At 61.0% G+C, this 21090-nt stretch carries 22 protein-coding genes and 1 pseudogene; 6 read left to right on the top strand and 17 right to left on the bottom strand.

Features of this window, described 5'->3' with window-relative positions:
• Nucleotides 1-14 precede the first annotated feature (14 nt).
• The 4 genes from L901_RS19965 to rplU form a co-directional block, all read right to left on the bottom strand.
• A complete protein-coding gene (locus L901_RS19965) occupies nt 15-608 on the bottom strand; it encodes a GNAT family N-acetyltransferase (protein WP_035265260.1) in 594 nt (197 codons plus the stop codon).
• Nucleotides 605-1237: a GNAT family N-acetyltransferase gene (locus tag L901_RS19960; protein ID WP_003505256.1), complete on the bottom strand. Its 633-nt coding sequence runs from the start codon at nt 1235-1237 to the stop codon at nt 605-607. Before L901_RS19960 ends, L901_RS19965 begins: the two co-directional genes overlap by 4 nt.
• A 131-nt stretch (nt 1238-1368) precedes the next feature.
• Nucleotides 1369-1638, bottom strand: coding sequence for a 50S ribosomal protein L27 (gene rpmA / locus L901_RS19955; RefSeq protein ID WP_003492686.1), 270 nt, complete (start codon nt 1636-1638; stop codon nt 1369-1371).
• 40 nt (nt 1639-1678) lie between these two features.
• The gene (gene rplU, locus L901_RS19950) at nt 1679-1993 is read right to left on the bottom strand and encodes a 50S ribosomal protein L21 (RefSeq protein WP_003492690.1); all 315 of its coding nucleotides are present in this window, start codon (nt 1991-1993) and stop codon (nt 1679-1681) included.
• 330 nt (nt 1994-2323) lie between these two features.
• Between rplU and L901_RS19945 the strand changes: the two genes are divergently transcribed.
• Nucleotides 2324-2764, top strand: a complete 441-nt coding sequence (locus L901_RS19945; protein ID WP_003520258.1) for a metallopeptidase family protein — start codon at nt 2324-2326, stop codon at nt 2762-2764.
• Nucleotides 2765-2783: 19 nt separating this feature from the next.
• Here L901_RS19945 and L901_RS19940 read toward each other — a convergent pair whose 3' ends face one another.
• Together L901_RS19940 and L901_RS19935 are read right to left on the bottom strand one after the other, a co-directional pair.
• Complete coding sequence (locus L901_RS19940; RefSeq protein ID WP_003505258.1) at nt 2784-2990, bottom strand: DUF1737 domain-containing protein; 207 nt, start codon at nt 2988-2990, stop codon at nt 2784-2786.
• Nucleotides 2987-3898: a CoA ester lyase gene (locus L901_RS19935; protein WP_059759772.1), complete on the bottom strand. Its 912-nt coding sequence runs from the start codon at nt 3896-3898 to the stop codon at nt 2987-2989. Before L901_RS19935 ends, L901_RS19940 begins: the two co-directional genes overlap by 4 nt.
• A 110-nt stretch (nt 3899-4008) precedes the next feature.
• Here L901_RS19935 and L901_RS19930 point away from each other — a divergent pair, with 110 nt between their 5' ends.
• The 3 genes from L901_RS19930 to leuB all read left to right on the top strand — a co-directional run bounded on the left by L901_RS19930 (nt 4009) and on the right by leuB (nt 6345).
• Nucleotides 4009-4239, top strand: coding sequence for a hypothetical protein (locus L901_RS19930; RefSeq protein WP_059759770.1), 231 nt, complete (start codon nt 4009-4011; stop codon nt 4237-4239).
• Between the two features lie 166 nt (nt 4240-4405).
• Nucleotides 4406-5011, top strand: a complete 606-nt coding sequence (gene leuD, locus L901_RS19925; RefSeq protein WP_003520255.1) for a 3-isopropylmalate dehydratase small subunit — start codon at nt 4406-4408, stop codon at nt 5009-5011.
• Nucleotides 5012-5232: 221 nt separating this feature from the next.
• The gene (gene leuB, locus L901_RS19920) at nt 5233-6345 is read left to right on the top strand and encodes a 3-isopropylmalate dehydrogenase (protein WP_059759769.1); all 1113 of its coding nucleotides are present in this window, start codon (nt 5233-5235) and stop codon (nt 6343-6345) included.
• On the opposite strand, the gene L901_RS19915 is transcribed toward leuB, so the two are convergent.
• From L901_RS19915 to cobA, 3 genes are all read right to left on the bottom strand, one after another.
• Nucleotides 6326-7576: a cytochrome-c peroxidase gene (locus L901_RS19915; RefSeq protein ID WP_059759767.1), complete on the bottom strand. Its 1251-nt coding sequence runs from the start codon at nt 7574-7576 to the stop codon at nt 6326-6328. The two genes, leuB and L901_RS19915, sit on opposite strands and share 20 nt — an antisense overlap.
• A gap of 222 nt (nt 7577-7798) precedes the next feature.
• Nucleotides 7799-9115, bottom strand: coding sequence for a cobyrinate a,c-diamide synthase (locus tag L901_RS19910; protein WP_059759765.1), 1317 nt, complete (start codon nt 9113-9115; stop codon nt 7799-7801).
• Nucleotides 9112-9900: a uroporphyrinogen-III C-methyltransferase gene (gene cobA / locus L901_RS19905; RefSeq protein WP_059759763.1), complete on the bottom strand. Its 789-nt coding sequence runs from the start codon at nt 9898-9900 to the stop codon at nt 9112-9114. The genes L901_RS19910 and cobA overlap by 4 nt, the downstream gene beginning before the upstream one ends.
• 58 nt (nt 9901-9958) lie before the next feature.
• Between cobA and L901_RS19900 the strand changes: the two genes are divergently transcribed.
• The gene (locus tag L901_RS19900; RefSeq protein ID WP_059759761.1) at nt 9959-11089 is read left to right on the top strand and encodes a cobalt-precorrin-5B (C(1))-methyltransferase; all 1131 of its coding nucleotides are present in this window, start codon (nt 9959-9961) and stop codon (nt 11087-11089) included.
• On the opposite strand, the gene cobM is transcribed toward L901_RS19900, so the two are convergent.
• The 3 genes and pseudogenes from cobM to cbiE form a co-directional block, all read right to left on the bottom strand.
• Nucleotides 11044-11817, bottom strand: a complete 774-nt coding sequence (gene cobM, locus L901_RS19895) for a precorrin-4 C(11)-methyltransferase (protein ID WP_059759759.1) — start codon at nt 11815-11817, stop codon at nt 11044-11046. The two genes, L901_RS19900 and cobM, sit on opposite strands and share 46 nt — an antisense overlap.
• Nucleotides 11814-12233, bottom strand: a complete 420-nt coding sequence (locus L901_RS19890; protein WP_059759758.1) for a cobalamin biosynthesis protein — start codon at nt 12231-12233, stop codon at nt 11814-11816. Before L901_RS19890 ends, cobM begins: the two co-directional genes overlap by 4 nt.
• Nucleotides 12227-13485, bottom strand: a pseudogene (gene cbiE, locus L901_RS19885) (precorrin-6y C5,15-methyltransferase (decarboxylating) subunit CbiE). The gene L901_RS19890 and the pseudogene cbiE overlap by 7 nt, the downstream one beginning before the upstream one ends.
• On the opposite strand from cbiE, the gene L901_RS19880 reads away from it, so the two are divergent.
• Nucleotides 13484-14266, top strand: a complete 783-nt coding sequence (locus L901_RS19880; protein ID WP_059759756.1) for a cobalt-precorrin-6A reductase — start codon at nt 13484-13486, stop codon at nt 14264-14266. The pseudogene cbiE and the gene L901_RS19880 overlap by 2 nt on opposite strands.
• On the opposite strand, the gene L901_RS19875 is transcribed toward L901_RS19880, so the two are convergent.
• From L901_RS19875 to cobN, 5 genes are read right to left on the bottom strand one after another with little or no spacing between them, the layout of a single operon-like run.
• On the bottom strand, nt 14233-14994 hold the full coding sequence (locus L901_RS19875) for a precorrin-3B C(17)-methyltransferase (RefSeq protein ID WP_059759754.1): 762 nt from the start codon (nt 14992-14994) through the stop codon (nt 14233-14235). The genes L901_RS19880 and L901_RS19875 overlap by 34 nt on opposite strands.
• Nucleotides 14991-15758, bottom strand: coding sequence for a precorrin-2 C(20)-methyltransferase (locus tag L901_RS19870; protein ID WP_059759752.1), 768 nt, complete (start codon nt 15756-15758; stop codon nt 14991-14993). Before L901_RS19870 ends, L901_RS19875 begins: the two co-directional genes overlap by 4 nt.
• The gene (locus L901_RS19865; protein WP_059759750.1) at nt 15755-16387 is read right to left on the bottom strand and encodes a precorrin-8X methylmutase; all 633 of its coding nucleotides are present in this window, start codon (nt 16385-16387) and stop codon (nt 15755-15757) included. The genes L901_RS19870 and L901_RS19865 overlap by 4 nt, the downstream gene beginning before the upstream one ends.
• A complete protein-coding gene (gene cobG, locus L901_RS19860) occupies nt 16384-17739 on the bottom strand; it encodes a precorrin-3B synthase (protein ID WP_059759748.1) in 1356 nt (451 codons plus the stop codon). The genes L901_RS19865 and cobG overlap by 4 nt, the downstream gene beginning before the upstream one ends.
• On the bottom strand, nt 17739-21089 hold the full coding sequence (gene cobN / locus L901_RS19855) for a cobaltochelatase subunit CobN (RefSeq protein WP_059759746.1): 3351 nt from the start codon (nt 21087-21089) through the stop codon (nt 17739-17741). The genes cobG and cobN overlap by 1 nt, the downstream gene beginning before the upstream one ends.
• Nucleotide 21090 lies beyond the last annotated feature (1 nt).

The raw sequence follows: 21090 nt of genomic DNA, 5'->3' as shown, positions 1-21090 counted from the left end.
CCTTGCAATGCTCCTCAAGTACGATGCGGCTGAATGAAATCCTCAGCCGTGATCTTCGTACCGATATGCGCCACCATGGCGGCGCGCGCCGTGGCGTAGACCTGATGGCAACCGGTCACCCGGAAGCCGAGTTTTTCCTGCACGCGCAGCGAAGCGGGATTATCCGCAAATACGCCGGAGTGAAGGGCCACTCCGGGCATACGGCGGAAGAACCGCTCGACCACGGCGGCCACCGCCTCGGTCATGTAACCCTTGCCCCAGTAGAAGCGGTTCAGCCAGTAGCCGAGATGCCACTCGCCGTGCCGCAATTCCACCGAGACGACACCGATCAGGGTATCGTCGCCGCTGGTAATGGCGAAATCCCAGTCGGGCAGGGTGCCGGAGGTGCGCAAGACCAGCCATTCCAGCGCATCCTGCTTGTGGTAGGGCGCCGGAACGCGGGCCAACATTCTGGTCACGGCGAAATCGCCAAGCGATTCCGCAATGCTGCCGGCATCGGAAAGCCGCTGCGGCCGCAGCACCAGACGCTTTGTCTCGATGACAGGGCAGGGGCCGGGCGGCGCTACGGCAGTGGCGGCGCGGCGACGGGTAAGCTCTATCGTGCTCATCCCATATCCCCCCAGCTCTTCAGCGAAACCCAGGTCTTGCGGTCCAGCCTGTACCATTCGACCGGCACCATGCCGCCAAGCGCCAGAGAACCGACCATGCCGGAGCCCTGGAACTGGAAACCGCATTTCTGGATGACGCGGCGCGACGCGATGTTGGTGACCCGGCAACGGGCATCGATCTGGTCGATTTCACGCGTGCGGAAGGCCATGTCGATCAGCGCATGCGCGGCTTCCGTCATGTAACCCCGGTTCCAGTAGGGTTCCCCCAGCCAGTAACCGATTTCCAGCGTCTTTTCGTCTTCCTGGGGTTCGAGCGCGCAGCAGCCCAGAAACTCGCCATTGTCCATGCGGGTAATCGCATAGACGCACTTGCCAATCTCGCCAGCTTTGGAGCGTCGCACAAAATCCGCGGCGTCTTTGGCCGTGTAAGGGTGCGGCATACGCGACACCATGGTCGCAATATTGGCATTGTTGGCAAGATGGGCAAGGGCGTCGATGTCTTCTTCGTGAGGCTTGCGCAAAACCAGCCTCTGCGACAGTAAAACGGGGCAATCGCTCCTCGACCGATCGGGCCTCGGCCGTTCCTCGGGTGACCGTGATTGGTCAACCCTCAACAATTCAGCTTGCATGGTTCAGTCCCTCCTTGGGGTTAAAGAAAAAGGGGAGTTGGGTGGTGCCCCATCTCCCCTGTTTTCTTGACTGAACCTGATACGTCTCAGCCGGGTCGATGGGACACCGGCTGCATATGACGCTTACCGGCTTATTCTGCGGCTTCCGCTTTCGGGGCCACGGATACGAATACGCGGCCGTTGGCCTTCGTACGGAAGTTCACGTTACCTGCGGTCAGTGCGAAAATCGTGTGGTCCTTGCCGATGCCAACATTGGCGCCCGGATGCCACTGCGTGCCGCGCTGACGCAGAATAATGTTGCCTGGAATGACAGCTTCGCCGCCGAACTTCTTTACGCCAAGGCGCTTGGATTCGGAATCGCGACCGTTACGCGAGGAACCGCCAGCTTTTTTGTGTGCCATTGGAGTTCTCCTTTAAACCTTGTTTCCCGTGTCGCGCCGATCAGGCAGCAACGATGTCCGTGATGCGGACGACAGTGTGATGCTGACGATGGCCGCGCGAACGCTTGGAGTTCTGACGACGACGCTTCTTGAAGGCGATGACCTTCTTGCCGCGATTATGCTCGACAACTTCAGCCTTGACGATGGCGCCCTTGACGAAGGGTGCACCGAACTTGGCGTCGGCGCCTTCGCCAACAACGAGAACTTCGGTGAATTCTACAGTTGCGCCTGCCTCTGCTTCCAGCTTTTCGATGGTCAGCACGGCGTCGGCCGCTACGCGGTACTGCTTACCGCCGGTCTTGATGACTGCGAACATTTTTTATCCTTTCATGTTCGTTCCGGCTCTGCCCGCAAATGCAAGCTGGCCGTCTTTTTATCAGTCGGAGTAGCGGAAATCCGTCAGGACTGAATGCCCCTTTGAATGTCTGCCGGTGAAGCCGCCTTTTGAAGGGCGGAATAAACAGAAGGCGCACTACGCCATCAATTTGGGTGCCGATTACGCGAGACGCCCGTTTATGTCAAGATGACGACGGCTTGAAAAGTAACTGTAACGCCAAGAATTTCATGCTTTTTCGGCGGGTGAAGCAGTCGGGTCTCGAAATTTGTCCAGCAAGTGTTTATATGGGCCTTCCAACAAGGAGCAGAAATGGCCCGCATAGACCAGACCGACGATTGGCGGGACCGCCATGCGCCGACACTTTCCGCCTTCGAGTCGCTTGCGATCGAGGCATATGGCCACCTGCCGGAAGAATTTCGCGCGCTGACGAAAGATCTCATTATCGAGATCGCCGATTTTCCGACCGATGACGTGTTCGAAGACATGGCGCTCGAAACACCCTTCGATCTTCTCGGACTGTTCGAAGGACGCGGCATCTCCGAACGTTTCACCATGGAAACGGGTGAGATGGTGAACCGCATCACGCTTTATCGCCGTCCCATTCTCGACTACTGGGCCGAGAACGAGGAGACGCTGGGCGATATCATCACCCATGTCCTCATCCACGAAATCGGCCACCACTTCGGCCTGTCGGACGACGACATGGAGCGGATCGAAGAAAGCGCCGACGAGGCCGCCGCCGATCGCTGATCGGGGCGGCTACCGCCGCTCACTGCTCGCCGAGCTTCATGTCCGGATGGTATTCCTTGCCCTCGACCACCTTGGTCACGGCCTGGCCGCAATGCATGACGCCGCTTGCGGCGTTGAAGGCATAGCTTGGCGAACCCGCGAGTTCCCATCCCTTGTTCAACGCCTCGGTGACCCGGTGACAGAATTTCGCGTCGTCCGGACCGGTTATGAAACGATAGACCTTCACGTCTTATTTGCCTCTCTTTGTGCGATGATATCGGCCACGGCGACCAACCTTTCGGCCTGCTCCACATGCAGCCGTTCGATCATTCGCCCGTTCATGTTGATGACGTTCAATTCCACAGATTCGGGTTTTGCGAAAGCGGCAATGATCTCGCGGGCTTCCGCAACAGCGGCATCGTCCGGGGCGAAGCGCTGATTGGCCGGCTCGATCTGTGCCGGGTGGATCAGCATCTTGCCATCGAACCCCATGGCGCGACCCTGCTCACATTCGGCTTCGAAAGCGGCGATATCGCGGAAATCGTTCGAGACGCTGTCGATGACATCCAGACCATAGGCACGGGCGGCAAGCACCACCTGCATCATCCAGGGCACGAGATAAGTGCGTCCAGGAAGGGCCGGCACCCGCGTTTCCTTGCGGAGATCGTTGAGCCCGATGACAAAAGCCGAAAGCCGCGCATCCGGCGTATGGGCCGCATCAGCAATTGAGGCGGCATTCAGGACACCAAGCGGCGTTTCGATCATCGCCCAGATTTTCAGGTGCTCCGGCACATCCGCCTCGGCCAGAAGATCAGCCACCTCGTGAATATCGGCCGGCTGCTCCACCTTCGGCAAAAGAATTGCATCCGGCCGGCAGGAAAGCACAAGCTGCAAATCCGCCTTCCCATCCGGCGTGGAGAGCGGGTTGATGCGGATAATGATCTCGCCCGCTGCAAAAGGCGCTTCCGAAAACAGCTTTTGCAGATTGTCCCGCGCCTCGTCCTTCATCCCGGGTGCGACCGAATCCTCCAGATCGAGGATCACTCCGTCACAATCGAGATCGCGGATTTTTTCCAGTGCCCGGACATTGATGGCCGGCACGGAGAGCAACGAACGACGTGGTCTCACAAGAATATTTTCGGAAAAGTTGACCATGCCGCACTTGTGTCAAGCTTTTGTGACATCTGCAAGCTGACAATCCACTGAATCCTCTTGCAAGCCGGAAGAAGAAGGCCCACATTCGTCTGGATAGAAAGGTTTGGATCATGCAAGGCATACGTTCGTTTTTCATCGCCGCATCCGGCATTGCAATTCTGGCGATAGTCGCCCTGTTCACCGCGTCGCTCACGGTCGCTTTCATCGGCGTGCTCGCGGTTCTCAGTGCTGCCCGCCTGCTTTCCTCGCGTCTTAAGCCGGCCCCCATTCCGGTCAAGCCCCGTAACCAGCGCGATATGCGCGTCTGGAACGACGGCAAGGGCACGATTATCGATCTCTGAGATCGTCTCGAATCGGCAAAAATGCCAGAGCGCCGCGCGCGGCGTACCGAAGAACGCGGGTTTGCGCTTCTAAAGTGATGAGTTTTGCAGTATTTCCCGGCAGAACACGTCCGGTGAGCTTTAACCAGCCCCGGATTTTGTCGAAGGGAAACACGGGAAGCGACAGATGGAAAAATTCACCAAGCTGACGGGCGTTGCCGCGCCCATGCCGGTGGTCAATATCGACACCGATATGATCATTCCGAAGGACTATCTGAAGACCATCAAGCGCACCGGCCTCGGCAAGGGCCTCTTCGCCGAGTCGCGTTATCTCGAGGATGGTTCGCCCAATCCGGATTTCGTACTGAACAAGCCCGCCTACCAGAACGCCCAGATTCTTGTCGCCGGTGACAATTTCGGTTGCGGCTCTTCGCGCGAACATGCGCCATGGGCGCTTCTCGATTTCGGCATCCGCTGCGTGATCTCCACCAGCTTCGCCGACATCTTCTACAATAACTGTTTCAAGAACGGCATCCTGCCGATCGTCGTCAGCCCCGAGAACCTCGAAAAGCTGCTGGACGATGCGTCGCGCGGATCGAACGCCGTTCTCTCCATCGATCTGGAAAGTCAGGAAATCAGCGGCCCCGATGGCGGCACGATCACCTTTGAGATCGATGAATTCAAGCGCCATTGCATGCTGAACGGTCTGGACGATATCGGCCTGACGCTCGAACATTCGGGCGCTATCGACACGTTCGAAAAGGCAAACGCTTCGGTCCGCCCCTGGGCCTGACCACATTTCCGCTCTTCAAAAAAGCCGATCCCGTACCAAACAGTACCGGATCGGCTTTTGCTTTGCTTGAAAAGCCCTTGAGGCGGAGATAAGAAGCCTCCGATCCCGTCCGGCTGCGACACGATTTGCCATGTGCAGGACGGAATGAGTTTGACGCCGCGCTCGCCGCAATCGAAAACCCTTCAGGATGTTTTTCGGCGCGCCGCCCAAGGAGGGTTCTCATGACAGTTCGTTCGCTTTTCCTGCTGCCCGGTGACGGTATCGGCCCCGAAGCCATGGCCGAAGTTCGCAAGCTGATCGATTATATGAACAGCGCGCACGATGCCGGCTTCACCGTCTCGGAAGGTCTGGTCGGCGGCTCTGCCTATGACGCCCATGGCGTGGCGATTTCCGATGCGGATATGGAAAAGGCGCTTGCCGCAGATGCGATCCTGTTCGGCGCCGTCGGCGGCCCGAAATGGGATGGCGTGCCCTACGAGCACCGCCCGGAAGCCGGTCTGCTTCGCCTGCGCAAGGATCTCGAGCTTTTCGCCAATCTGCGCCCGGCCATCTGCTACCCGGCGCTTGCCGCCGCTTCCTCGCTGAAGCCGGAACTGGTCGAAGGTCTCGATATCCTCATCGTCCGTGAGCTGACGGGTGGCGTTTATTTCGGTGAGCCGAAGCAGATCATCGATCTCGGCAATGGCCAGAAGCGCGGCATCGACACGCAGATCTACGACACTTTCGAAATCGAGCGCATCGCCAGCGTCGCTTTCGAACTGGCCCGCACCCGCGACAACCGCGTCTGCTCGATGGAAAAGCGCAACGTGATGAAATCCGGCGTGCTGTGGAACCAGGTGGTCACCGAAACCCACGCCGCCAAGTTCAAGGACGTTCAGCTGGAACATATGCTGGCCGATGCCGGCGGCATGCAACTGGTGCGCAAGCCCAAGCAGTTCGACGTGATCGTCACCGACAACCTCTTCGGCGACATGCTCTCCGACGTCGCCGCCATGCTCACCGGCTCGCTCGGTATGCTGCCGTCCGCTTCGCTTGGCGCACCTGACGCCAAGACCGGCAAGCGCAAGGCCATGTACGAGCCGGTCCACGGTTCGGCCCCGGATATTGCCGGCAAGGGCATCGCCAACCCCATCGCAATGATCGCGTCCTTCGCCATGTGCCTGCGTTACTCGTTCAACATGGTGGATGAGGCAACGAAGCTCGAAGCAGCGATCGCAAACGTGCTCGACAAGGGCATCCGCACCGCCGACATCATGGCCGAGGGCAGCCGTCAGGTCGGCACCTCCGAAATGGGCGATGCGGTTCTCGCCGAATTCAAGGCGCTTTCGGCGTAACGCTCGACGAAACCGGTTGGGCAGGCGGCACCTTTGCCTGCCCATCTTCCTTCGGCAGAAGATGCTCGTATCTTTTGTCGGTCAGCGTCTTCAGAAAGGCGACGATGGCGTCCACACGCTTGTCGTCCAGCGCCGGCGCGGATGTCAGTTCCGCCATGGCGATGTTTTCAGGCACTTCCGGCGCATCCCACGTCTTACCCGTTTCCGGATTGATCTGGCGGCTCGGCTTCTTGCTTTTATATTTCACATAAAACAGCACCACCGTGCGCAAATCCTTAAACACGCCATTGTGCATGTAAGGAGCGGTGACGGCGACATTGCGCAGCGTCGGCACCTTGAACTTGCCACGCTGGGCGGCATCGCCGGCAACTTCAGGATTTTGCGCCAGTCCCAGATCGACCGCACCCGGCTTGGAGCCGTTCACGGCCCGAACCGATATATTGGCGGGAACGCCGATGTTGAAATATTTGTGGTTGGTGAAGAGGCCGTCTTCCAGGCCCTTGGCGCCACGGATTTCATGGCAGGTATTGCAATTGGTAAATTGCGTCGAGGAGATCAGAACCCGGCCCAGCTCTTCCTGATCGGTCAGCTTCTCCTCACCGCGCAGGAAGCGGTCATATTTGGAATCGAAGGTGGAGAACTCATCCGAGCGCTCAAAGCTCGCCAGCGCCTTCGTCATCGCGGCATAGGCGGTGTCGTCGCTCGCAAAAACATCCTTGCCGAACTGCGTGCCGAAAGCCGCGACATAATCCGGGTTTTCCCTGAGCCGTTTGACGACCGAGGCCTTGTCCGGCATGCCCATTTCGAGGGGATTGAGCGGCGGACCGCCCGCCTGATCTTCAAGCAGGGAGGCGCGGCCATCCCAGAACTGCCCGCCGACATATTCTCCCGCCGCATTCCTGCCGAAAGGCGGCGTGAAGCGGGCATAGGCTGCAGTCGGCGCGTTGCGGTCGCCCAGTGAAATGCCGTCGTCGCCGAGCGATACATCCCGCCCGACCTTATCGCTCTCCCGCGCATCGGAAAAACCGGCGGCCTGCATATGGCAGGTGGAACAGGCCATGGTGCGGTTCATCGAAAGACTGGGATCGTCGAACAGCGCCGCACCGAGCTTTTCCAGCGTCGCATAGTCTTCACCGCCGTGGGCAGCCATACCATCGACACCGCTGCCCAAGGGGGCCAGCAGAATAGATGCGGCAAGAGCAGCGGAGACAAAAAATCCGGGTTTCATCATCGGTAGGCACGCTCGATATAAATACGCGAGAGCAGGTTCGGACCGGGACATATGAAGCGGCTTTCGGTCCCACTGCGCTTCACCGAACATGGATCACGGGAGATAACTCCGCTCTTCCATGCCCTAAAAAGAAATCTATAGCACTTTCCCGTGATCCAGGCCTACAAACTTTCGCAGCTTGGTCCACTTTGCCGCAGGTCCGCGGACCAAACCCGGAAACAATCAACCGCCTCTGGCGATGGCGTGGAAAAAGGTGCCCGAAACAAAACCTCTCCTGCCACCCGATGGCCCGAGCGGACGACCCTGCCCGTCAGCAATCTGGGCGAAGGGCTCATCGCAGCCGGCATCGGTAACCCGCGCATAATGGAATTCATGGCCGCGCAGAACATCACCCGCCGCGCCAAGCGGTCCGCTTGCCGCGATTGTTGCCTGCCGGTAGCCGAGATTCATCTTGCGCGTCGCAAAGCTGGTGGCATGGGACAGAAGCCCGGTCATGGCATGGGTCACGCCATCCGCATCTTCCAGCGCCTCGCCGAGCACCATGTAACCTCCGCACTCGCCATGAACAGGCTTTGTCGCAGCAAAGCGGGCAATACCCGCCTTGAAACCAGCCGCATCTGCAAGCTTTCCGGCAAAAAGCTCGGGATACCCGCCCGGCAGCCAGCAGATATCGCAGCTCCCGTCGGGCGCCTCATCCGCGAGCGGGGAGAACGGCACGATCTCGGCCCCTGCCGCCTGCCAATGCTTCCTGAGATGCGGATAAAGGAAAGTGAACGCCGCATCCTCCGCCAGCGCGATGCGCTGGCCGGGCGGTGCAATCGCCGCATCCACCGAGCCGGAAGGCACATTCACCGGCGCGGCGAGTGAAAGCAGGGCATCGAGATCGATGGATTTTTCCATCGCATCCGCCAGCCGTTCGATATGCGCGTCGATTTCCGGATGTTCGCTGGCCTGCACCAGCCCCAGATGCCGTTCAGGCAGGATGAGCGAAGGATCACGCAGCACACAGCCGGCAACGGGAAGGCCGATTTTTTCGATGGCTTCCGTGCACAGCGTCCGGTGTCTTTCGCTGCCCGCCCGGTTCAGCACCGCCGCCGCCATGGTAACGGCCGGATCGTAGTGGGCAAAACCATAGGCGATGGCAGCGGCCGTCTGCGACTGGCCGGACACATCCAGCACCAGCAGCACGGGAATGCCGAACAGCCGCGCCAGATCCGCCGCCGAACCCGTGCGATTTTCCGCAACCGGAATACCGTCGAACAGGCCCATGGCGCTTTCGATCAGAACGAGTTCCGCATCCCCGGTCTGCTGCGAAAACAGATGCCGCAGCAATTCCGGCCGCATGGCCCAGCTATCCAGATTAAGACCCGATGTGCCGGTGGCGAAGGCATGGAAACCGGGATCGATGTAGTCAGGCCCGGTCTTGATGCCGCGCACCTTGATACCGCGTCGGGCAAAGGCCCGGAGCAGGCCGATAGTTACGCTGGTCTTGCCGGAGCCCGAGCGCGGCGCACCAATGATGATCGCCCGCGCCGTCATGAACCGGAAACTCCAAGACGCGCCCGCATCGAAACAATCTCGCCGATGACGATCAAAGCCGGCGCTTCGAAATTTTCCCGATTTGCATCGTCAGCTATGCTTTCCAGCGAGCCGATGAAAATCCGCTCCTGCGCCGTCGTTGCCGACATGATGACGGCGACCGGCGTTTCGCCGGAACGGCCACCCTGCATCAAGAGGCTGGCGATCGTGCCGATATTCTTCAGCCCCATGTAAACGACGATGGGTTCCCGTGTTTTCGCCAGCGCCAGCCAGTCCAGATCCTCTTCGGTGCCCGCCGCGTGGCCCGTGGCCAGCGTCACGGCGCGGCTGATACCGCGCATGGTGGCGGGGATGCGAGCGGAAGCAAGCGCCGTGAACGACGAGGTCATGCCGGGCAATATGCGAAACGGAATGCCGGCTTGGACGAGCGCCTCCGCCTCTTCACCGCCGCGCCCGAAAATAAAGGGATCACCGCCCTTCAGCCGCAGCACCTTTTTGCCTTGGCCGGCGAAATCGATCAGCGAAGCGGTAATATCATCCTGCGTCGCGGAAGGCTTGCCACCCCTTTTGCCCGCAAAAACAATCTCCGCCTGCGGACCAAGCGCTATGACTTCGTCGCTCACCAGCGCATCGCGCACGATGATATCGGCCTGAGACAGCGCAAGCGCCACTTCCAGCGTCAGATAACGCACATCGCCCGGCCCTGCGCCCGCGAGCCAGACGTGGCCGGCTTCGAAGACCGGACCTTTTGCGGCAATGCTGTTCAAAATCTGCGCTATCGACATTCTTCTTGGCTGCTTTTTAACGATGACGGAAAAAGCCGTCCCGGCTATAGAAATTCATATGGATACGGATGGAAAGACCCTTCGCCGCGGCTGGACCACGGGCACCTGCGCGGCAGCCGCCACGAAGGCGGCCTGCGCCGCCCTTCTGACCGGCGAGTTTCCTTACCCTGTCGAGGTCGAACTTCCAAGCGGCGCGAGGCCGGCATTTTCCCTCGCCACCAAGGAAAAAGGCGAAAACTTCGCGCGCGCCGGCGTCGTCAAGGATGCCGGAGACGATCCGGACGTTACCCACGGTGCCCTGATCGAAAGCACGGTGCGGCGAGGTCAACCGGGAAGCGGGATCATCTTCAAGGCCGGAAAGGGCGTCGGCACCATCACCCGGCCGGGCCTGCCCCTGCCGCCGGGAGAACCCGCCATCAACCCCGTGCCGCGCAAGATGATCGAAACCGCCATTCGCGAAGTGGCTGGCGAGGAGGCCGATTTCGAGGTCGAGATTTCCGTCCGCGACGGCGAAAAACTGGCGGAAAAAACCCTGAACGGCAGGCTCGGCATCGTCGGCGGCATTTCCATCCTCGGCACCACCGGCATCGTCATTCCCTTTTCCTGCTCGGCATGGATCCATTCCATCTGGCGTGGCATCGATGTGGCGCGCGCCACCGGCTGCACCCATGTGCTTGGTGCTACCGGCAACACCTCCGAAAAAGCCGGGCAGGCGCTTTACGATCTGCCGGAAACCGCACTGATCGACATGGGCGATTTCATCGGCGGCATGTTGAAATACCTGCGCAGCCACCCCGTCGAGCGGGTGACGATTGCCGGCGGCGTCGCCAAGATGACCAAGCTTGCTCAGGGCATGCTCGACGTGCACTCCAAGAAGGGGCTGGCCGATCTCGATGCGCTGGCGGCATTGGCGACGGAGGCCGGAGGAGATGAAAATCTCGCCATTGCCATCCGTCAGGCCAACATGGTCGCACACGCCTTTGAATTGGCCGAGGGCGCGGGGATAGACCTCGGTGCGGTAGTTGCGGAAAAAGCCTGGGTAACCGCAGCGGCGGCGCTGAAGACGCCGGCCATTGCGCTCGATATTCTGGTGTTCGATCGTCAGGGCGCGCTCAAGGGCCGCACCGCCTCCACGCCGTCGCATCAGCCTTTCGCATCTTCCTTCGGAGACCGGAACCGCCGCACATAGTCGGTGCTATAAAGCGCGCTTTCGCGAAAATCCGTCGAGGCAAGTCCACGCCCAACGAAGATAAGGGCCGTCCGCTCCACCGGTTCGGCGGCGAGCTTGTCCTCAATGTCGAACAGCGTGCCGCGAATGACCCGCTCATCCGGCCAGGAGGCGCGAACGACGATGGCGACCGGGCAATCGGAGCCATAAAGCGGCGTCAGCTCTTCCACCACCTTGCCGATGGCATGAATGGCGAGATGGACGGCGAGCGTTGCGCCCGTCGCACCGAAAGCCTTCAGCGTCTCACCGTCAGGCATCTTCGATGCGCGCCCGGAAATACGAGTCAGCACAAGGCTCTGCGCCACTTCCGGCACCGTCAGTTCCCGCTGCAAGGTGGCGGCCGCAGCGGCAAAGGAGGGCACGCCCGGCGTGACGGTATAATCGAGACCCAGTCGCTCCAGCCGGCGAATCTGCTCGCCCATGGCGCTCCAGACGGAAAGGTCGCCGGAATGCAGCCGCGCCACATCCTTGCCGGCCTCTGCTGCGGCCACGAATTCCGCCTCGATCTCGTCAAGCGAAAGTGCTGCCGTATCGACGATGCGGGCGCCCGGCGGGCAATATTCGATGAGCGCCTTCGGAACCAGCGAGCCGGCATAAAGACATACCGGGCAGGCGGCGATAAGATCGCGCCCGCGCACCGTAATGAGATCGGCGGCGCCCGGACCGGCGCCGATGAAATGAACCGTCATTGTTGTTCTCCATATTCGATGGCGCAGCCACCATCATGCGAGGCATCGTCAGTGGTTGCGATGGCCACCGTCACATCGCCAACCACAAGACGCGGCGCGACCAGCCTTGCATTCTCTCCGGCGGCGGCAAGCGCCGCCGCTTCGCTCACACTTGGCGAGCCGGCATGATCAAGGCTTGCCTGTGAAAATGTCATTGTTTTCGAAGCAACCGCCTCAAGCCGTTCCTGCGATACGATTTCAAGCGGCAGCGACAGGCTTTTCGCCGCTTCCACAAGACCGGCTTCATCGGCTTTGAGCGGCGCAGTCGCCAGGCATTCCGCCCTCATTCCCAAAGCATGCTCCGCAGCGCGCACAGCGGCAATAACAGCATCTGAACCCGTGCCTCTGCGGCAGCCTATGCCAGCCACGGTCACCATGGCTTGTTCCAGCTCCACTGCGTCACCGGCATTGCCGGACGCCAGCCCGACATGGAGCCAACGGCCGTCACTCGCGACACATCCAGACGGATCATCGAGCCGCCGAGCCGCGCATGGGCGGCAAGCAGCACCGCCTCCATTTCCAGCGTCACCGCATTGGCGACCAGCCGCCCGCCGGGTTTCAGGGCCTCCATAGCCCCCTCGAGCACGCCCGCTTCACTGCCGCCGCCGCCAATGAAAATCGCATCCGGCTGAGGCAAGCCTTCAAAAGCCGCAGGGGCCGCGCCGATCATGACCTCAAGCCCCGGCACACCGAAAGCTTCGGCATTGCGAGCGATACGTTCCGCCCTTTCCGGGTGTTGTTTAAGGCGATGGCACGGAGGGAGGGGTGGGACAACATCCATTCGATGCCGATCGAACCCGAACCGGCACCGATATCCCACAGCAACTCACCCCGCCGTGGGGCAAGAGAGGAAATTGTCACGGCGCGGATTTCACGCTTGGTGATTTGCCCATCATGTTCGAACAGGCTGTCATCAAACCCAGCTGTAAAAGGCAGAACGCGCGCACCTTCATTCGCCATGACATCAATCGCCACCACGTTCAGCGGATCAATATCAGCAAATGTAAAATCAGCCGCCCTGACCTGCCGCCGCCTCTCCCGCTCTCCACCCAGGGCTTCAAGCAAGATGAATTCCGACTGGCCGAAACCCAAATCGGACAACAATTCCGCGATCAAGGCCGGGGCGTGGGCGTCCGAGGTAAGCGCGATGATGCGTGCACCGGCATGGAGATACGGCCGCAGGAGATCGATGGAACGTCCGTGCAGCGAAACGCATTCGACCGATTGCAGCGCCCAGCCAAGCCGTGCGGCGGCCAGCGAGAAAGCGGAGGGCGAGGGATAAGAAACTGTCTCACCCGCCTCAATCCGCCGCAAAAGCGTAACACCGACGCCATAAAAGAACGGATCGCCGGAAGCCAGCACACAAACCCGCTTGCCGCGCAGCGCCACGACATCGCCCATATCCGTATCGAACGGCACCGGCCAGCGCCGTGCTTCGCCAAGAATGGCCTCAGCCGCCAGTTCCAGATGGCGTTTGCCGCCGAAAACCACCTCAGCCGCCTCTATCGCCTTGATCGCGTTCCGGCCCAGCCCCTCAAGCCCATCCTCACCAATACCGACGATGGAAAGCCAGGGCTTTTCTTTCTTTTCTGTGGAAGCATCGCCCGTTCCGGAATATTCAGACGTCATGACACGCTCCATACTCATCCTTGGCGGCACGGCGCATGCCCGCATTCTGGCAGGCAGGCTGGCGGAAGAATCCGGCTATCGAATTCTGCTCTCCATGGCCGGCCGCACGCTCTCGCCGGTCGAACAGCCGGTGCCGATGCGCAGCGGCGGTTTTGGCGGCGCGGGCGGTCTCGCGGATTTCATTAGCACCGAGGATTTCGATATTCTGGTGGACGCCACCCATCCCTATGCGGCGAAGATTTCCGCCAATGCCATTGAGGCCGCAGGGCTTGCCAAAGTTCCGCTGGTCGTTCTTTCGCGCCCTGCCTGGCAATGCCAGCCGGGTGACAGGTGGCATGAGGTCGACAGCGTCGAACAGGCTGTCACCGCGCTCGGCGACGAAAGCAAACATGTATTTCTGGCGCTCGGCCGACAGGAGCTTCTTCCTTTCGAAACCGCGCCCCGGCACAACTATCTCATCCGCAGCGTCGACCCGGTGGAGCCTCCGCTGAAACTGCCGCATGCGCGCTATATTACCGCGCGCGGCCCCTTTGCGCTGGACGACGAAATCCGCATGCTGGAAGAAAACTGCATCGAGACGGTGATCTCGAAAAACTCCGGTGGCAGCGCGAGCTATGGCAAGATCGAAGCAGCGCGACGGCTCGGCCTGCCGGTCATCATGATCGACCGGCCGCGACAGCGGAACGGCGCGCCCCTGAATGACGTGACGGTGCCGGATATTGCCGCTGCGCTCACCGCCATTCGCCATCAGCTCTCTCTTCTCGAAAAACGCGGCGAATAAACCAGCGGTTCGTTGCCGGCACGTTCGATCAGACGGGTTTCAACCGAGCCGACGATGATGCAGGTAGCCATATCCGCCATATCGCTCGAGGCTTCCGAAAGAGGCACGACCCGAATACGCTCATCCGCCCGGCCTGCCGCCCGACCGAAGATCACCGGCACCGAACCGGGCAAATGCGCCCGCAATAGATCAAAAGCGGTACCGAGCTGGTGCGGCCGCGCCCTGCTGACGGGATTGTAGAACGCCATCACAAAACCTGCTTGCGCCGCCGCGATCAGCCGTTTTTCAATGATGCCCCAGGGTTTCAGATTATCCGACAGCGAAATGGCGCAGAAATCATGGCCAAGCGGCGCGCCGGCCTTTGCGGCTACGGCCAGCATGGCAGTCACACCGGGCACGACGGAGAAATCGATATCGCGCCATTCGGCGGGGCCACTTTCGATAGCCTCGCAAACCGCCGCCGCCATGGCGAAAACGCCGGGATCGCCGCCAGACACCACACAGACCTTGCCGCCGGAAGCTGCAAGTCGCAGCGCCTGTTCTGCGCGGGAGATTTCCTCACGATTGTCCGAAGCATGGCGGCGTTGATCGGGCCTCAGCGATAGACGGTCGAGATAGGGAATATAGCCGAAGAAATCCTCCGAGGCCTCGACAGCGGCAAGCGCCTCCGGCGTTATCTGCACCGCACTGCCCGGGCCGAGGCCGACAACGACCAGTCTGCCCGTCATGGCTTTTCACCAGCAGAGGGTCTGGTTTTCCAGCCCGGCACCAGAACCAGCGAAAAATAGGGTGCAGGCGATGCATCGCGTTCGATGAGCCGCACCGCTTGGCTGTTGACCATGGTGCCGCGCTCGACATAAAGCGCCTCTTCAAGCTTACCGGCCTTTTCCAGCGCCCGGCGAATCTTTGGCAGGTTGCGTCCTACCTTCATGATCACCGCGCCATCCGTGCCGGACAGACGTTCCGTTAGAACATCTTCGCCGAGCGTACCGGGAAGCACGCTCAAAATATCGTCGCCCTGTACCAGCGGCAGGCCGGCCATGGACCAGCAGCCGGACATGGCCGTGATGCCAGCAACGACTTCCGCCGGGTAAGATGGCGCAAGCCGCAAATGAAGGTGCATATAAGAACCGTAAAACAGCGGATCGCCTTCCGACAGCACGGCGACATTGCGCCCGGCTTCGAGATGCACAGCGATGTCCTTCGCCGACTGATCGAAAAAGGCGGCGATGGCATCACGGTAATCGTTACCGTTTTTGTCGCTTTCGACGGTTACCGGATAGACCAGCGGCATTTCCAGCGTGCCGGGCCGGATGAAGGCTTCGACAATACCGCGACCGTTGCCGCTGCCGCCTTTCTTGCAGAAGAAGGCAAGCACATCGGCGTTTTCAATGGCGCGGACAGCCTTCAGCGTCAGAAGCTCGGGATCTCCGGGGCCAGTGCCGACGCCCACGAGTTTACCCTTCGGATGTTCGAAAAGCGCCGCACTCACAGGCCAGCCCTCGCAACCGCGTTGATGGCGGCAGCCGTCATGGCCGAACCACCCATGCGTCCCTTGACGATGGCATAAGGAATGCCGAGCGAACTTGCCTCCAGCGCGTCTTTCGATTCCGCCGCACCGACAAAGCCAACCGGCATGCCGATGATGGCGGCCGGGCGCGCGGCACCTTTTTCCAGCATCTCAAGCAAATAGAACAGTGCAGTCGGCGCATTGCCAATGGCAACCAGAGCGCCGTCCAGCTTCTCTGCCCACAGATCGAGCGCGGCGGCGGAGCGGGTGTTGCCGATCTTTTTCGCCAGCTCCGGCGTGCGGGGATCGCGAAGGGTACAAACCACATCATTATCAGCCGGAAGGCGGGCGCGCGTCACGCCATGGGCAACCATTTCCGCATCGCAGAGAACAGGCTTGCCGGCTCGTAGAGCACCACGTGCAGCGGCAACAAAATCCGGCGAAAAGCGGAAATGGCTGGCTGCCTCCACCTGCCCGCAGGCGTGGATCATGCGAATGGCGATATCCGCCTGCTCTTCGGCAAAGGCAGACAAATCCGCTTCCTCACGAATGATGGCAAAGGAGCGCTCATAGATCGCATTACCGTCACGAATATAGTCATAGTCGGTCATCGGTCATCCTGTCGAAGCGTCGCACCGATCGCCTGTTTGCCCAGCCGGGCAAACAGGGTGGCGGCGTTTTCACCGGGCTTATGTTCTTTTTCGTAAAGACGGGCAAGCCGCGAAAGCGCCGTCCTCTGATGCTGGAAAGGTAAAATGCCATCCGGCACGTCGCCGGCGCGGCCCGAAATCGAAAAGGCCAGGCCATCGGCGGTGCCGGAAAAAGTGAGAAGCGACGGCGCGGGGTGCGCGCAACCTTTGCCGCAGCCGGAAATATGCAGCGTGAAGGAGCCATCCAGGAACGAGGCGTATTCCTCAGATACAAAGGCCGCCAACTCATGGGTGGGAAGAAAAGCCGAAGCGCAGCCCGGCGCGCCGGGACAGGCGGCAATAGAAGAGCGGGCATCACCTGCCGTCGCGATGAAACCGGACGCCCTTGCAATCTGAAGCAATGCGCCGCAGGCAGAGGACGATCCAAAGAATAGCAGGCTATGGTTTGGTGCCGGCCGCAGGGCCGTGATGCCGAGGGTACCGGCCTGTTCGCAGAGATGCGACAAATCGCAGGCCCGGATTTGCCCGAAAGCAGGCGCGACAGCAATGGCGAAGCGATCCTTTCCCGTCATCATCAGTCCGAGAGACGCAGAGGCCGCCCTAGCGTCATCAACAATCACACGATCCAACAGGCGATCACCGCAGATCGCTTTTATCGTCGAATGGTCCAGATCGCGGCCACGGGCAAGCGGCCCTTCGCCGGCCAGATAGACGAGCAGCGACAGGACGACACCCGCCGCTATGTCCGTCTCGACCAAGCCGGCATTCAGCGCCCTGCTTTCCGGCCCACCCACGAGCAATCGCCAGACGCTCCGCCCATCAAGCGACACAGCTTTCAAGCGAATATCGGCCAGCAAATCTTCCATGGAAAGGCGCCCGCCGCCATCAATGACGACAGACATTTTAGCGGCAAGCTTTTCATGGAGAACGAGCCTGTCGGCCTCTTTTCGAATCTCCTCGGCGAGAGGGCCACCATCGGCAATCTCCGTGTCATCCCGACCGGCGAGAGGCGACGTCTCGACCCCGAGCCCCGCGCGCAGCGGCAACTCCAGCGCCAGAACGTCTTTTTCCAGAGCGCAGGCGCTTTCCGGCGTCAGGCCGCGAAATTGCAGGCTGCCGCGGGCGGTAATGTCGATCAATCCGTTGCCATGCCGCTCGGCAAGATGGCAAAGCACCACCATGTCACGCGGGTCGATATCCGCCTCGAAAGCGATCCGCGACAAAAAACCGTCACCGGTGCGCATGGGAGCGGACAGGGCCGGGCAGAGACCACGGCGGCCAAATGGCTGAACGGGATCGGCAGCGGCCATCATCACGCCTCCATCCTTTGGGAGCGCGGCAGGATCAGCATTTCAAGTTCCGCATCCACCGCGTTGCGGCGGCTATGCCACAACCCGCGACGACGGGCGGATAAAAAGCGTCCGGCCATCACCTGCGCCGCTTTCGGGTTTTCCCGCAGGATGAAATCGCGCACATCCTCATCGCCGAAGTAGGCATCGTAAAGCGCCTCGATCAACGAGGAGGACACCGCATGGGTGGTTTCGGCAAAACCGATCAACCGGTCCACCGTCTCGAGGAATTCCGCCGCCCCGCGCGGACCGTGCCGCATCTGGCCGGCAATGAAGCGGGGATTGACGGCACGCGCGCGCACCACCCGCGTCAGCGCCTGCGTCATCGACCTTGCACGCGGGCGCGCCGGATCTGTCGTATCCAGCGCAACAATATCGGCGACGCCGCCAAGCACAGCTTTCGCGGCGGAAAAACCGCCGATGAAGGCGACATCCGAAGAACCGTCCAGAAGGTCGCGGCCCGGATCGTCCCCGGTATGAACCAGAAGATCGGCGCGCCTGACCAGCTCCACAAAACCGGTATCTTCGAAAATCTCCAGCCCGTCCGCACCGCCGAAAGCGTGGCTCGCCGCATCGAGATAGGCCTGCCCCAGCTCTTCGCGTTCGTCCCATTTCCCGCTGGCAAGCTTTTCTTCGATACCGGCACCATAGGTGCCGGGCGCCGAGCCGAAAATACGCGCCGGAATATGCCCGAGCGTGGCGGCCTCTTCCGCAAGCGGATTGTCGCCAGGCGCTTCCTCCCGCCGCGCAATGGCCTTGGCGGCGGCGTCGAGAAGCGCGATCAGCGCCGGAAACATGTCGCGGAACAGGCCGGAAATACGAAAGGTGACGTCGACACGCGGCCGCCCCAGGATCGCCGGCGGCAGAACCTCGATACCGGTGACCCGGCCGGTGGCGGGGTCGTGGATCGGTCTCGCCCCCATCAGATACAGCGCCTGCGCCACATCCTCACCGCCATTGCGCAGGCTGGCGCTGCCCCACAGATCGAAAACCAGATGTTTCGGCCAGTCGCCATGGGACTGCAGATGATGGCGCAGCACTTCTTCGCCCGCCATGCGGCCCAACTCGAACGCCGTCGGCGTCGGCATGGTGCGCGGATCGGCGGCATAGAGATTGCGGCCCGTGGGCAGCACATCGAGCCGCCCGCGCGCAGGTGCGCCGGAAGGGCCGGGGACGATATGTCGGCCATCGAGCGCAGCCAGCAGGGCAGCTTTTTCCGATTTGGCGCTTTCGAGCCTCAGAAGATCGGTCTCGTCTTTCGCGCAGCGGCCAAAAACATGCTGGCCATCCTTGATGGCGAAATCCTTGAGGTCGCAGAGAAAAGCGTCGATACGTGAGAGGGCCGCATCGGCATCATCTTTCGCAGCCACGCCCGCTTCCGCCGCAAGCCCGGTCTCCAACGCCTTTTCGACGATCAGTTTCGCCAGCCGATCACGGCGGCGGCGATCCAGACCATCCGCCTGCGCATATTCATCGACCAGCTGCTCCAGCGCCAACTGTTCCGGCGAAAGCCCGGCATTGACCAGCACGGGCGGGACATGGCCGATGGTCACAGCCGCGATCCGCCGCTTGGCGACCGCCGCTTCGCCCGGATTGGAAACGATGAAAGGATAGACCACCGGCAGCGAGCCGGTGACGATTTCGGGAAAACAATCACGGGAAAGCGCCACCGTTTTGCCGGGCAGCCATTCCAGCGTGCCGTGCGCGCCAACATGCACGATGGCATGCGCACCCGCAATCCGCCTCATCCATGCACCGAAGGCAACAAGCGCGTGACGCGGCGGCAAGGCAGGGTCGTGATAGTCCACCCGACGATCCTCATTGCGGCCCCTGTCCGGCGCTAGCGCCACGAACACTTCGCCGAAACGGGCGGCGTGGAACCGGAATACACCATCGACGAGTGCATCGTCATCGGTTGCCACGCCCCATGTCGCGTTTACGGCCCCGGCAGATGCCGAGGGCAAGGCGGAGAAAAAAGCCTCGTAGGTGGAAAGATCTATTGTCGCTTCCTGCTGTTCGACACAGTCGAGCAGCGCCCGCGCGGTCTTAGGAATATCCTTGACCGTATAACCGGCCCCGGCGAGATCCTGCATCATTTCGAGAACGCTTTGCGGCACATCGAGACCGACGGCATAACCGGTTCGTCCGGGCGCCGCACCGGGATAATCCGGCATCAGAATGACGATGCGGCGATCCCGTGGAAGGGCATTCCTCAGCCGCAGGAAAGCGGCGATCCGATTTGCCACCTGCTCGACGCGATCAGCCTCGGGTACATTGAGCAAACTCGCGCTGCCATCCATGCGCGCGTGTTTGAACGAAATCGCACCGGCGAGAATCCGACCATCCAGTTCCGGCAGGACGACATGCATGGCGAGATCGGAGGGATTGAGACCGCGCGCATTTTCCGCCCATCCGTCCCGCCGTGTCGTCGCCATCACCACCTGAAACACGGGCACGCCGAGACGGTCGAACAGGGTTGTGCCGTCGTCATCCGTCTGGCTGGCGAAGGCGGTAGCGGCAATGATGGCGGCGGGCTTCAGATCGGGCAGCACCGTTTCGAGGAAACGGATCGCCTCGCTATCCTTCAGACCGCTGACAAAAATCGGCAAGGGTGCAAAACCGCGCTGCGAGAGCGCCTCGAAAAGCACGTCCACCGGTGCTGCATCTGCCGCCAGAAGCATGGAACGGTAAAACAGAATGGGCAGAACGGGCGCACCGTCAGGAAAACCCGCGCAGGCTTCCGCCCTATCCACAACGCCCCTGCCGGGCCGGTAGAAACCGGCTTTCGGCAGCGGTTCGGCTTCAATATCCGGCCATGCCTCACCCCTTGCAAGAGCGGCGAGACCAAGGGCAAGCCGGTCCATATTCTCCTGCCCGCCCTCACGGAAGAAGGAGAGGACCGAGGCCAAAATCCGCCGATCGACGGTCGAGGCCGCTTCCAGTTTCTCGTCCCTTTCGCTGCACTCACCCGGCAAAAGCAGAAGCTTGATGCCGCGCCTGCGCGCAAGAATGGAAAGTTGATCGACACCGTAACGCCAGCGTTCCGCACCGCCGAGAATCCGGATAAGAATAACCCTGGCATGTTCTGCCGTCTTTTCGATCCAGAGATCGACCGACATGGGATGTCGAAGCTCGGAGAGGTTGGCGGCTGACACGGAGGGGAGCGCACCCTCTGTTCGCCGCCAGGCCTGTTCCAAGCCGGCCAGATCGCTTGCCGAAAAAGACAGCATCACCACATCAGACCGGGGCTGGTTGAGATCAACCGGCTCGATCAGGTCGTCCAGAGACGAGGATGTGGTGGCGAGGATGTGCATC

The organism is Agrobacterium sp. D14 (assembly GCF_001526505.1).
GTDB lineage: Bacteria > Pseudomonadota > Alphaproteobacteria > Rhizobiales > Rhizobiaceae > Agrobacterium > Agrobacterium leguminum.
The sequence above is the reverse complement of the archived record's forward strand: the minus strand, read 5'-3'. Positions and strand labels throughout refer to the sequence as shown.